This is a genomic window from Achromobacter animicus, from assembly GCF_902859585.1.
Classification (GTDB): Bacteria; Pseudomonadota; Gammaproteobacteria; order Burkholderiales; family Burkholderiaceae_B; genus Achromobacter; species Achromobacter animicus.
Window position 1 is genome coordinate 911420 of sequence record NZ_CADIJM010000001.1, and the last position, 12094, is coordinate 923513.

The 12094-nt window shown below is 67.1% G+C and carries 12 protein-coding genes; 9 read left to right on the forward strand and 3 right to left on the reverse strand.

The window, feature by feature from the left end; translation table 11 throughout:
• Nucleotides 1-5: 5 nt before the first annotated feature.
• Both HV681_RS04140 and HV681_RS04145 read left to right on the forward strand, forming a co-directional pair.
• Nucleotides 6-653: a TetR/AcrR family transcriptional regulator gene (locus HV681_RS04140; protein WP_175121833.1), complete on the forward strand. Its 648-nt coding sequence runs from the start codon at nucleotides 6-8 to the stop codon at nucleotides 651-653.
• On the forward strand, nucleotides 650-3223 hold the full coding sequence (locus HV681_RS04145; RefSeq protein ID WP_175121834.1) for a PEP/pyruvate-binding domain-containing protein: 2574 nt from the start codon (nucleotides 650-652) through the stop codon (nucleotides 3221-3223). Before HV681_RS04140 ends, HV681_RS04145 begins: the two co-directional genes overlap by 4 nt.
• Nucleotides 3224-3229: 6 nt before the next feature.
• On the opposite strand, the gene HV681_RS04150 is transcribed toward HV681_RS04145, so the two are convergent.
• On the reverse strand, nucleotides 3230-4708 hold the full coding sequence (locus HV681_RS04150) for a sensor histidine kinase (protein WP_175121835.1): 1479 nt from the start codon (nucleotides 4706-4708) through the stop codon (nucleotides 3230-3232).
• Entirely contained in the window at nucleotides 4705-5424 is a 720-nt protein-coding gene (locus HV681_RS04155; RefSeq protein ID WP_175121836.1) for a response regulator transcription factor, read from the reverse strand. The genes HV681_RS04150 and HV681_RS04155 overlap by 4 nt, the downstream gene beginning before the upstream one ends.
• A gap of 142 nt (nucleotides 5425-5566) precedes the next feature.
• Here HV681_RS04155 and HV681_RS04160 point away from each other — a divergent pair, with 142 nt between their 5' ends.
• The 7 genes from HV681_RS04160 to HV681_RS04190 all read left to right on the forward strand — a co-directional run bounded on the left by HV681_RS04160 (nucleotide 5567) and on the right by HV681_RS04190 (nucleotide 11132).
• On the forward strand, nucleotides 5567-6286 hold the full coding sequence (locus tag HV681_RS04160; RefSeq protein WP_175121837.1) for a cytochrome b/b6 domain-containing protein: 720 nt from the start codon (nucleotides 5567-5569) through the stop codon (nucleotides 6284-6286).
• A gap of 10 nt (nucleotides 6287-6296) precedes the next feature.
• Nucleotides 6297-7085: a molybdopterin-dependent oxidoreductase gene (locus tag HV681_RS04165; RefSeq protein WP_175121838.1), complete on the forward strand. Its 789-nt coding sequence runs from the start codon at nucleotides 6297-6299 to the stop codon at nucleotides 7083-7085.
• Nucleotides 7086-7125: 40 nt separating this feature from the next.
• Nucleotides 7126-7437 (forward strand): pentapeptide MXKDX repeat protein, encoded by a 312-nt coding sequence (locus tag HV681_RS04170; RefSeq protein WP_175121839.1) that lies wholly within the window; start codon nucleotides 7126-7128, stop codon nucleotides 7435-7437.
• A gap of 60 nt (nucleotides 7438-7497) precedes the next feature.
• Complete coding sequence (gene msrB / locus HV681_RS04175) at nucleotides 7498-8007, forward strand: peptide-methionine (R)-S-oxide reductase MsrB (protein WP_175121840.1); 510 nt, start codon at nucleotides 7498-7500, stop codon at nucleotides 8005-8007.
• A 33-nt stretch (nucleotides 8008-8040) separates the two neighbouring features.
• A complete protein-coding gene (gene msrA, locus HV681_RS04180; RefSeq protein WP_175121841.1) occupies nucleotides 8041-8760 on the forward strand; it encodes a peptide-methionine (S)-S-oxide reductase MsrA in 720 nt (239 codons plus the stop codon).
• A gap of 179 nt (nucleotides 8761-8939) precedes the next feature.
• A complete protein-coding gene (locus tag HV681_RS04185) occupies nucleotides 8940-10061 on the forward strand; it encodes a GGDEF domain-containing protein (protein WP_217467821.1) in 1122 nt (373 codons plus the stop codon).
• A 12-nt stretch (nucleotides 10062-10073) separates the two neighbouring features.
• Complete coding sequence (locus HV681_RS04190) at nucleotides 10074-11132, forward strand: RNA methyltransferase (protein ID WP_175121843.1); 1059 nt, start codon at nucleotides 10074-10076, stop codon at nucleotides 11130-11132.
• Nucleotides 11133-11136: 4 nt separating this feature from the next.
• Here the strand turns inward: HV681_RS04190 and HV681_RS04195 are convergent, their stop codons facing one another.
• Nucleotides 11137-12015, reverse strand: coding sequence for a LysR substrate-binding domain-containing protein (locus HV681_RS04195; RefSeq protein WP_175121844.1), 879 nt, complete (start codon nucleotides 12013-12015; stop codon nucleotides 11137-11139).
• Nucleotides 12016-12094 lie beyond the last annotated feature (79 nt).

The window sequence follows — 12094 nt, forward strand, 5'->3', positions numbered from 1 at the left end:
TGATCATGCCCGACTCCCATCTCCTCCTGCCCGGCGCGGACCCCACCGACATCGGCCGCCGCGAACGCAAGCGCCAGCAGACGGTGGACAATCTGACACAGACCGCCTGGCGCCTGTTCGAAGCCCTCGGTTACGACGCCGTCACGATGGAGCAGATTGCCGCGCAGGCCGACGTGTCCAAGGGCACGCTCTACAACCACTTTCCCGTCAAGGAGGCGCTGCTGGCGCAACGCTTCCACGGCGAGCTGGCCGGGTCGCTGACGACGCTATGGCCCGCGCTTCAAGCCCTGCCCACCTTCGCCGAACGGCTGACGCGGCTGCTGCACGCATCGGCGGATTGGGCCGAATCGCACCGCGCTTACCTTGGCCCTTATCTGCGTTACCGCTTCGCCTCCATGCAGGCGGGCACGCAGAACGACGAGCGCCATTCGCGTAGCGGCCTGCACCGCGTGTTTGCCGCGCTGATCCAGAACGCGCAGGCCGCCAACCAGGCCCGGTCCGACATGAACGCCGAACTGCTCGCCCATCATCTTCAGTTCCTTTACCTGGGCGCCCTGCTGCGCTGGCTGGACCAGCCCGGCGCGTCGCTTCAGCAGGAATTCGACGCCGCCATCACCCTGTTCGTGCACGGTATTGCCGGGAGCGCGGAATGACCGCCTTGGTGCTGGACTGGCCGGCCGCGGCGCAGGCCGGTCCGCAAGCGGCGGGCGGCAAGGGCTGGCAATTGGGCCGCATGGCGCAGTTTGGGGTGCCGGTGCCCGACGGCTTCGTGCTGGCGGCGCAGGCCAGCGCCGGGCACCGGCCCGGTCAGGACGTGCCGCCGGCCGTCACGCAAGCCCTGCGCCAGGCGTTGCACGAACGCGGCTGGCTGGACCGTCCCCTCGCGTTGCGCTCGTCGGCGCCGCAAGAAGATTCCGCCGGCGCGTCGTTCGCCGGCATCCATTTGTCCTGTCTTAACGTGCGCGGACCCGATGCCGCCGTGCAGGCGCTTAAGCGAATCTGGGATTCGCTATGGACGCCGCAGGCGCAGGCTTACCGGCAGCGCCTTGGCCTGCCGATCGACGGCGCGGGCGGCATGGCGGTCGTCGTCATGCCGATGATCGAAGCACAGGCGTCGGGCATCGCCTTCACCATCGACCCCGCCACGGGCCGCCACGACGAGATGGTCATCCACGCCAACTGGGGCCTGGGCGAATCGCTCGTGAACGGCGAGGCGGACGGCGATGACTACCGCCTGCGCGAAGACTATCTGCGCCAAGCCTGGCCGGTCGTCTCGCGGCGCATCGGCACGAAACGTCACGCCACGCAGCCCGCCGCCAGCGGCGCAGGCACACAGTTGACCGACACGCCCGCCGCCCGCGCTGCGAAAGCCGTGCTGACCGACGCGCAGGCTGAGACTCTGGGCGACATTGCGCGCGACGCTGCCCGCGCATTGGACTATAGCGGCGCGGCGTACGACCTTGAATGGGCCTGGGACGGCGACCGGTTCTGGATGGTGCAGGCACGCCCGGTGACCGCGTTGGCGCGCCACACCTATCCCGCGCTGCAAGACCAGCCGGATTACTGGTCGCGCGGCAACACCCGCGAGGTCCTGCCGCAAGCCATGTCAGCCCTGGAATGGGACGCGGGCCGCGTCATGGCCCAGCGTATGCTGACCTGCGGCTTCGAGTTGAGCGGTTACCGCACGCTCCCCGGCGTGCCGCTCGCCGCACTGTTCCAGGGGCGCGCCTATCTGAATGCCTCGGTCATCCAATGGGTCGGCCATGACGCGCTGGGCGTCAGTCCGCGCGACATGAACGCGTTGCTGGGCGGCCCGCAGCCCGAGATCCGTGTGCCGCCGGTCACCGCCATGCAGCGGCTGCGGCACGGCCTGCGCATCGTGCGCTATCTGCGCCGGGCCGCGCCGCTGCGCCGCCAGGCCGCCACCGATCTGCCCCGGCTTCTGGCCCGCGCCCAGGATTGGCTGGACGCGCCGCTGCCCGCCTCCGACGCCGCGCTGGGCGCGCAGTTGCGCGAACAGTTCCAGACCGTCCTGGCCGCGGACCAATTGTTCTTCCTGCAGGGTTCAGGCGGCGGTGCGCTGTCCAAGCTGCTCGACATGGTGGAAAAAGCCGTGCCCGGCGAAGGCCACGCGCTGACTGCCGCGCTGATGGCGGGCGGCGATCCCAGCGTCACGGCGCAGCAGGGTTATGCGCTCATGGCGCTGGCGCAATTGGCCGAGCAGGACGCCCAGGCGCTCGCGTGGCTGCGCGCGCCGGACCGCGACGATGCCGCGTGGGCAACGGCATTGCCCAAAGACAGTCCGTTCAGGAACGCCTTTGCCGACTTCCTGCATCGCTACGGCCACCGCGCCGTCTACGAGACCTATCTGCGCAATCCGCGCTGGCGCGAAGCGCCCGGTTATCTGCTGGACAGCATCCTGAACCTGATCGGCGCCGATCCCGCCGCCCTGCGCGCCCGTCAGGACGACGCCGCGCGGCAGGCATGGCAACGCGTGCGCCGCGCGTTGCCGTTCTGGCAGCGCCTGCTCGCCGCCAAGCTGCTCGCGGCATCCCGCCTGGAAGGCAACCAACGCGAAGCCGCGCGCAGCGTGCTGGTGGCATATCTGGCCGCGGCCCGCAAGCACGCGCTGGAATTGGGACGGCGCAACGCTGGCCCGGACGGACTGGCGGATGCCGACGATGTGTTCCATCTGAACGCGGCCGAGCTCTTCGCGCTGGCGGACGGCCGGATAGACGCCGCGGCGCTGGGACGGCGCGCCGCGGCCCGGCGCGCGCAATTGCAGGCCTGGACCGCGCTGCCGGACCTTGACGTCATCACCGAATTCGCAAGCCAGACCACGCCGCCGTCCCAGCCGCAACCCCGGTCCGGAGCGGCCGCATCGCGAGATTCGTGGCGCGGCACCCCGGTGGCGGGCGGACGCGCACGCGGCCGCGCGTTCGTGGCGCGCACGCCGGACGAAGGCCTGTCCATGCCCGCCGGCGGCATTCTGGTCGCGGCGTCTTCCGACCCCGCGTGGACGCCCCTTTTCCTGCGTGCGGGCGCTGTCGTCATGGAGGTCGGCGGCTATCTGTCGCACGCCGCCATCGTGGCGCGCGAATTCGGCGTGCCGGCCGTCGTCAGCGTCCACGGGGTTCTGCAAGGGGTCGCCACCGGCGACATGCTGGAAGTCGATGCTGTGAAAGGCGTCGTCACCCGGCTGCGGGAGGAAGCTCCGGACTGAACCCGCCTACCCTTGTGTCGCCGTCGCCAGTTCAAACTGAAACACCGCCCCGCCCCCTGCTGCGTCCACCAGCCGGATCTCGCTCTGGTGCAGTTGCAGAATCCGCTGCACGATGACCAGTCCCAGTCCGCCGGCCTCGCCCGGCCCGCGGTTCAGCGCCGACGCCCGCGTGAACAGCCCGGCGCGCAACGCCTGCGGAATGCCCGTCCCTGAATCGCTGACCTGGACCTGCACCCGGTTGCGCGACAGGCCAAGTTGCAATGCAATCTGTCCGCCCGGCGGGCTATGCCGGATCGCGTTGTCCAGCAGGTTCGTCAGCACGCGTTCGATCAGTCCCAGGTCCGCGCGCACCGGCGGCAGCGCCTGCGCAATGTCCGTGGTCAGATGCTGCTGACGCGCCTCGGCCGCCAGCTCGAACTTTTGCATCACGTCCTGCACCAGCTCCGGCAGCGAAAACGTCTCGGGTTCCAGGCGCACCAGCCCGGACTCCAGCCGCGCCAGTTCGAAGAGTTCCTGCGCCAGCCGGCCGACCTTGCGGCTTTGCGCCAGCGCGATGTCCAGATAGCGGCGGCGTTCGGCGGGATCAAGCGTCTCGTCCTTCAGGCGCAGCGTTTCCAGATAGCCATGCAACGACGTCAGCGGCGTGCGCAGGTCGTGCGAAATGTTGGCCACCAGATCTCGGCGCTGCTGGTCCTGGCGCGTCAGCTCGCGCCACTGATCCGAGATCCGCCGGCCCATTTGCGCAAACGTGCGCCGCAGCACCGCGATCTCGTCGCCGTTGCGCGCCGCCTGATCGGCCGGCTGTTCCAGAGCGGCCAGCGCCTGGCCGTCGTCGCCGTCAAAGGCGCGCACCGCGCGCGTCAGCGACCGCAACGGCCGCGTGATGAGCGCAAACGCCGCCAGCCCCGCCACCAGCCCCAGCAAGGCCACCAGCGCAATCGACCACAGCGTCGTGCGCAGCACCGACGTGCGCGACACGTCCATCGCCAGCGCATCATGCGCCTGGCCCTGCAACACCACGTAGACATACCCCTGTTCGCGGCCATCCACGCGCACCGGCGCCGCGCTGAACACCTTTTGCGCGTCAAGGCTGCGCGGATCATCGCCCGTGATGGGCAGCATGCCGCCGGCCAGCAGGCGCTTGACCGGCGCCAGGTCGACGCGATCACGCTTGATCTGTCCGGGCGGCGCGGCGTCGCCGACGATGCGGCCATCGTTGGACAGCAGATAGACCTCGACCGCCGGGTTCACCGTCATCAGCATGTCAAACATCGAGCGCACGGCATCCGGCTTCCAGCCGCCGGCGTCCATCAGTTCGGTGGACCCCGCGATGTGTTGCGCCAGGCCGCTGGACAGCCGCTGCACGACCTCCTGCTCGTAGCGCGAGTTGGCCGCGATCTGCAGCCACGCGGACGCGCCGCAGCACGCCAACAGCAGCAGCGCAAACACGCCGGACAGGCGCTGGGTCAACGTGAATCGCTTCATGGCTGCACCCCGGGCGCCGCCGCAAACTTGTAGCCGCGGCCCCAGACCGTCAGGATGCGCTGCGGGTTGGACGGGTCGGCCTCGATCTTGGTGCGCAGCCGGTTGATGTGGGTATTGACCGTGTGCTCATAGCCTTCGTGCTGATAGCCCCACACCTGGTTCAGCAGGTCCATGCGCGAAAACACCTTGTCCGGATGCCGCGCAAAGAAATGCAGCAGATCGAACTCGCGCGGCGTCAGATCCAGCCGGCGGGCGTCGACATCGACCGTGCGGGCGATCGGATCGATCGACACGCCATGCACGGCCAGACTGCCAGCGTCCTGGCGCGCATTGCGCTCGATGGCGTCGCTGCGGCGCAGCAGCGCCCGCACGCGCGCCACCAGTTCCAGCATCGAAAACGGCTTGGCCAGATAGTCGTCCGCGCCCAATTCCAGGCCCAGGATGCGGTGCACCTCGCTGGACCGGGCGCTGGTGATGATGATGGGGATGTAGCGCGCCATCGCGCGCGCCCGCTTGCAGATTTCCAGGCCGTCGATGCCGGGCAGCATCAGGTCCAGCACCAGCGCGTCCCAGCCGCCTTCTTCCAGCAGGCGCATGCCCGCGTTGCCGTCGGCCGCGTGCTCGACCGCGTAGCCCTCGTCGCGCAGATGCAGGCGCAGCAGTTCCGCGATGTGGGCGTCGTCTTCAACTATCAGTACGCGGCGGGGCGTATCCATGGGGCAACCTGGGGCGTGATCAATGCGCCTATTGTCGCCAATCGGCGCGGGGCAAAGTTAACGATTAATTTAACTTTGCGTGAGGACTTCGGTATGGGCCAGGAGGAAGAATGCCTCCATCGACAGCCCACCGGAGACCGCCATGCTGGCCCGACCCGCCCTCAACAATACGCCGCTTGCCCCGCCGGCGTCCGCGCTGTCGCCCGCCGCGCCACCGTCCACCGCCCCCGAGTCCGCCGCGAAAAAACGGACCAGCCAGCCGGCGCCTCCGGCTATTTCTCCCGTCATCCACCCCCGCTGGCTGCGCGTGACGCACTGGTTGAACGCGCTGGCCGTCGTCGTCATGGTCATGAGCGGCTGGCGCATCTACAACGCCGCGCCCTTTTTCGATTTCACCTTTCCCAACGGCATCACGCTGGGCGGGTGGCTGGGCGGCGCGCTGCAATGGCACTTTGCGGGCATGTGGCTGCTGTTTGCCAATGGCCTGCTCTACCTGGCGCTGAACGTCGCCACCGGCCGCCTGTGGCGCAAATTCCTGCCGGTCAGCCCCGGCGGCGTAGCGCGCGACCTGCTGGCCGCGCTGCGCGGCAGGCTCTCGCACGCCGACCCGCGCCGCTACAACCACGTCCAGCGCCTGGCCTACCTCTTCGTGATGGCCGACATCGCCGTGCTGATCCTGTCCGGACTCGTGCTGTGGAAGTCCGTGCAATTCGACCTGCTGCGCGACCTGATGGGCGGCTATGAAGCCGCACGGCGCGTGCATTTCTTCGCGATGGCCCTGCTGGCCGGCTTTGTCGCCGTGCACCTGGCGATGGTCGCCCTGGTGCCCCGCAGCCTGCTCACCATGATCCGCGGCAAATAAGGAACCCGCCATGACCGAAAAACGCCGCCTCCTGCCGGGCCTGGACGCCCCGGCCATCCTGCGCGAAGCCGGAAAGCTGCTGGACAAACGCGTCGAGCAGCCCTCGCGCCGCGCTTTCCTGCGCCGCGGCCTGACGCTGGGCGGCCTGGCCATGTTGTCCGGGTGCTCGCTGTCCGACGACGAAAGCGTCGAACACGCGCTCTCGGCCGTCTCCCGCTTCAACGACCGTGTGCAGGGCTGGATCTTCGACCCGGCCAAGCTCGCGCCGACCTATCCCGAATCCATGATCACCCGGCCGTTTCCCTTCAATGCCTTCTACGGCATCGACGATGTGCCGCAGGTGGACGAGGCATCGTTCCGGCTGGAGGTCACCGGCATGGTGGCCGACAAGCGCCGCTGGCGGCTGGACGAACTGCGCGCCATGGCGCAGGTGGATCAGGTCACGCGGCACATCTGCGTCGAAGGCTGGAGCGCCATCGGCAAATGGGGCGGCGTGCCGTTCTCGGCATTCTTGAATCGCGTGGGCGCCGACTTGTCGGCCAAGTACGTCGGCTTCAAGTGCGCCGACGACTACTACACCAGCATCGACATGCCCACCGCGCTGCACCCGCAGACCATCCTGGCCCTCACGTACGACGGCCGGACGCTGCCCCCCGAATACGGCTTTCCCATGAAGCTGCGCATGCCCACCAAGCTTGGCTACAAGAACCCCAAGCACATCCAGGCGATTTTCGTCACCAACACCTACCCGGGCGGTTACTGGGAGGACCAGGGCTACAACTGGTTCGGCGGCAGCTAGGTGATTTCCCGCTGTTTTTCACTGTCAAAAGGAACGCATCATGAACAAACTCACCACCGCCGCATTGTCCGTGTGCCTGGCCCTCGGCGCCACGGCCGCTTACGCTGCCGACACCATGGGCAAGGAAGGCATGAGCAAAAGCGGCATGTCCAAGGAAGCGCCGGCGCAGGACGGCATGAAGAAGGACGGCATGTCGCACGATGGGATGAAAAAGGATTCGATGTCGCGCGATGGCATGTCCAAGGGGTCGATGTCAAAGGATTCCATGTCCCGCGATTCGATGTCCAAGGACGGCATGTCGAAAGGCGGCATGTCGAAGGACGGGATGAGCAAGGACGGCATGCAGAAGTAACGCTCGCGCCGGGGCCGCGCCCGCCGGCCCCCGGCTCGAACCATTCGCACGGAACTCGCCATGAACCTCACACGCAGACACTTCCTTGGCCTGGGCGGCGCCGCGGCAGCCGCCGTGGGCATCGCCCCGCTGCTGGTCACCCGCAGCGGCCCGGCGCAAGCCGCCGCGCCCGCAGCCAGCTTTCCCTACACCCTCACCGACGCCCAATGGCAAGAGCGCCTGACGCGCGAGCAATACCAGGTGCTGCGCCGCGACGGCACGGAACGGCCCTACTCCAGCCCGCTCAACGACGAACACCGCAACGGCACCTTCGCCTGCGCGGGCTGCGAACACCCCTTGTTCTCGTCGTCCACCAAGTTCGATAGCGGCACCGGCTGGCCCAGCTTTTGGCAGCCCCTGCCCGGCGCCGTCGGCGAGACCCGCGACCGCAGCTTCGGGATGACCCGCACCGCCGTGCATTGCGCCAACTGCGGCGGCCACCTGGGGCACGTGTTCGACGACGGCCCTCGACCCACCGGCCTGCGCTACTGCATGAACGGCGTGGCCATGACCTTCACCCCGCAAGCCTGATCCGCCACCGCATCGCTACAAGGACCCGACATCATGTCCAAGCCCCCCATCCTCCGCCGTCTCTGCGCCGCACTTGCCACAGCGGGCGGCCTGATCGTCTCGACTGCTGCGCCCGCCGCCGAACGCGCCTTCATCATTCCCCCGCCCGCTGCGGAGCAGCCCGCAAACGCTGCCACGGCACCCGCCACGCAGGAAAAAGCCGTCATCGCCGGCGGCTGCTTCTGGGGCGTGCAAGCCGTCTTCCAACACGTCAAGGGCGTCAGCAACGCCGTCTCGGGCTACGCCGGCGGCCAGGCCAACACCGCCAACTACAACGCGGTCAGCAGCGGCCGGACCGGCCATGCGGAAGCGGTGGAGATCACCTACGACCCCAAACAGGTCAGCTACGGACAGCTGCTGCAGATCTATTTCTCGGTCGCGCATGATCCCACCCAGCTCAACCGCCAGGGGCCGGATCACGGCACGCAATACCGATCCGCCGTGTTTCCCGCCAACGACAGCCAGCGAAAGGTGGCCGAGGCCTATATTGCGCAGTTGAACAAAACAGGGGTGTATCCGAAGCCGCTGGCAACCACCATCGAACCGCTGCAGGCGTTTTATCCGGCTGAGGACTATCACCAGGACTATCTGGTGCGCAATCCGAACAGCATGTACATCGTGATCAACGATGTACCAAAGGTGGAGAACCTGGCGAAGACGTTTCCGGATGCATGGCGGGACAAGCCGGTGCTGGTGAGCGCGAAGGACAGATAGCGCTGGGGGGAAGCGCAGGCGCCCCGGGCCGGCCCTATCGTAAACTCCAGCCACTTTGGGATACGGAGGGCGGCCTGCGGAGGTCGCCCTTCGGACACCGTTAACTCTCGAAATTTGGCCCGCGCGCAAGACGCGCCGCTGCTTCGCCCGAGGCCCCGATGGTAGGTTCGCAAGTCCGAGTGACGTTGTCATTGATCGCGCCAGCACTGCTGCTGATCTTCGGACTTACCTTCCTTGCCATCTGGTTCTTCTTCCAGCGCAAACGCTTCCTGCTGCACCTTGCCGCAGGCTGTATGACATTTGCCTGTGGGGCGATTTCACAAGTCCTGTACGTGCCCCGCGACACGGGTCTCAATGCGCTCGTCTCGGGTTTTCTATACACGGCTGCAGGATGTCTGGTGGTGCAGGGCGTTCTCGAACGCGCACGCATTCGCGTGCCCTGGGCTGCATTTGGCCTGTATGCGGCGGCCATCATGGGCGCGCTCTGGTACTTCTTCTACATCGATCGCAACCTGCTCGTCCGCGTCTATGTGCTGAATGCGGGCTTCGGATTGCTGTTCTGCTTTGCCGCGTGGCGCATGCGGCGATCTTCTCGTCAGCGTCCGATCGACAAGGCGCTTTTCTTTGTCGTGTTGCTTTTCGGCCTGCATTTTCTGCCGCGCACACTGCTCAGTATGGGGACGCTGGCGCCACAAGGCGCCCTTGCCTTTGCCGACTCGCCGTTTTGGCAGATGTTGCAGCTTTCGCTTGCGGTATTCAGCGTCGCGCTGGCGCTCACGCTGCTGGTTGCGATCGCCGCCGACGCCATTGACGACGTCCGCAAGGAAGGCGACAAGGATTGGCTGACCGGCGTCTATAACCGGCGGGGCTTCGAAGCGCGCGTCCGATCGCTCATATCGAATGGCAACGCTGCGGTGGCGCTCATCGTCTGCGATGTCGACAACTTCAAACGCATCAACGACCTGCATGGCCACCAAAGCGGAGACATAGTGCTCACGCAAGTGGCCAAGGCCCTCAACGACGCGGTGCGCAAGCACGACTTGCTCGGGCGCATTGGCGGCGAGGAATTCGGCATCTACCTGCCGGCCACCGAGCCGCCCGAGGCCCTGCGCTGCGCGGAGCGCCTGCGCGCAGCCGTTGAACAGAGCGTGCGGGATCCGAGCGACGAAGCGCCAGTCACGATCAGCGCGGGCGTGGCGCACACGGATCGCGCCGAGTCCTGGGAAGTCATGTATCGGCGGGCTGACGCCAAACTGTATCAAGCCAAGCGGGCGGGCCGGAACCGGGTCGAGGCAGAGTAAAATCCGCCCCCCATGCGCTTTTCCGACTTCACCCATCGCCTCACCGCTCTTGGCGCCCTGCCCGTTCACCGTGGGCGGGTCGTGCGCGTCTGGTTGAACGGGCAAGCGCTCGACACCGGCACCCGGCGGCGTAGCGCCGAGCAATTCTTGCCTCTGGCTCTACGTGACGCCATTCCCGAGGTGACGGCGGAACTGGACGGTCTTGCCCGGATCCGCTCCGAACACGCGGGCAGCGACGGCTCGCGATTGCTTGTCGAACTGGCCGACGGGCAGATGGTGGAAAGCGTGCTGTTGCCGCGCGATGGGCTTTGCGTTTCCACGCAAGTCGGCTGTGCGGTCGGCTGCCGCTTCTGCATGACCGGCAAGAGCGGGCTGATCCGCCAGGTCACGAGCATGGAAATCCTTGCCCAGGTCGTGCTGGCGCGGCGTCAGCGTGCGGTGAAGAAGGTTGTCTTCATGGGCATGGGCGAACCCGCGCACAACCTGGACAACGTGCTCGAAGCCATCGACCTGCTGGGCACGGAAGGCAATATCGGCCACAAGAACCTCGTGTTCTCGACCGTGGGCGATCAGCGGGTGTTCGACGCCCTGCCGAAACAACGCGTCAAACCGGCGCTGGCGCTGTCGCTGCACACGACCAAGGCCGACCTGCGTGCACACCTGCTGCCGCGCGCGCCGAAGATCGCGCCCGAAGCGCTCATTGAACTGGGCGAGCAATACGCTCGCGACACGGATTACCCGATCCAGTATCAATGGACGCTGCTCAAGGGCATCAACGACGGCGACGACGAACTCGATGCCGTCGTGCGTCTGCTCAAGGGCAAGTACGGTGTGCTGAACGTCATCCCGTTCAATAGCCTCGAGGGCGATGACTACCAGCGCCCTGATGCCGAGCGCATCCGCGAGATCGTCCGCCATCTGCACGGCCGTGGCGTGCTGGCCAAGGTCAGGAACAGCGCCGGGCAGGACGTGGATGGCGGCTGTGGCCAGTTGCGCGCGCGTGCAGTCGGCGCGGCGCAGGTGGTTGAAATGCGCCGCAAGCCGGCCTCGCCTGCCCAGGCTGCGCTATAAGAATTCACACCTGCGCCCGCAGCCACCCCGCCACCGCCTGCACGGCCACCGACGCGTCCCGCTCCCCAAACATCGCCAGGTGATACGTATGCCCCTCGATCTCGGGCCCGAACGGCTGCACCAGATGCCCTGCCCGCAGCTCATCGTCCACCAGCGCCAGGCTGACCAACGCAATCCCGTGCCCCGCCACCGCCGCCTGTATGGCGTGCCCTTCATCTGAAAACCGCAACTGCCCGGCCTCGGGCGGCAGCGGACGCCCGGCCACCGCAAACCAGCGCTCCCACGTCGGGTTTTCGGGTTGCGCGCGTTTCCAGTCGAAGCGGATCAACGGCACCCGCCCCAGATCGTCCGGCGAGACAACCCCCAGGCGCGGATTGGCGACCGGGCCGAATCGATCGGTGAACAACGGCTGCGTCGCCAGCCCGGGATACGGACCCCGCCCATACCGGATCGCGATATCAACCGAGGACGAGCGCAGATCGACAAGGTCGTCGCTCGCCTGCAATTGAAGGTCGATGTCGGGATGCTGGCGGCGGAAATCGGCCATGCGCGGCACCAGCCACTTCACGGTGAAGGCATTGGTGGCCGAGATGCTGACCTGCGCCCGCGTGCGCTGTTGCGTCAGCCGCGCCAAGGTCGCCTCGAACTTGTCGAAGCCGTCGCGCAGCACGGGATACAGCTGCGACCCGGTTTCGGTCAACGTGACCTTGCGCACCTGGCGATCGAACAGCGCGAGACCCGTCCCGGCTTCAAGCGCGCGGATCTGATGACTGACGGCAGTCGGGGTGACGGCAAGTTCCTCGGCGGCGGCCTTGAAGCTGCCCAGACGGGCGGCGGCTTCGAACGCGCGCAGCGCAGACAGCGGAAGGGATCGGCGTTGCATCGGTGGTTGCCTATGGATGAGTTTTTCTCGTCTTATAGCTGACAAACGAACCTTTGTCACCGGTTCGACACCGACCTAC